The organism is Isoptericola haloaureus (assembly GCF_036689775.1).
Taxonomy (GTDB): domain Bacteria; phylum Actinomycetota; class Actinomycetes; order Actinomycetales; family Cellulomonadaceae; genus Isoptericola; species Isoptericola haloaureus.
Map to the genome: position 1 here is coordinate 1 of NZ_JBAGLP010000083.1, position 319 is coordinate 319.

At 80.6% G+C, this 319-nt stretch carries 1 protein-coding gene; it reads right to left on the reverse strand.

Annotation, left to right across the window (positions count from 1 at the left end):
* Nucleotides 1-319: methionine adenosyltransferase domain-containing protein (locus tag V5O49_RS00265; RefSeq protein WP_332900464.1), on the reverse strand; the 319-nt coding region annotated here is incomplete at both ends.

The following is a 319-nucleotide window of genomic DNA, read 5'->3' on the forward strand; positions in this document are numbered from 1 at the left end:
GCGGCCGAAGGGGCGGTAGGCGGGCGTGGCGGGGGAGGCGGGGCGCGGCAGGGCCAGGTGGTGGGGGATCGCCGCCGGACGCAGGTCGAAGGCCCCGCGGACGGCGGCCTCGATCGGTGCCGGGTCGACGGGCTCGGTGCGGAAGGCCTCCACGTAGAGCCCCACCGGCTGGGCCTCGCCGATCGCGTAGGCCACCTGCCCCTCGCAGCGGCGCGCCAGGGCCGCGGCGGCGACGTGCCTGGCCACCGACCGCAGCGCGGACGCGGCCGGGCGGTCCACCTGCGGGGGGTCCTTGCCGGAGAACGCCCCGCCGCCGTGG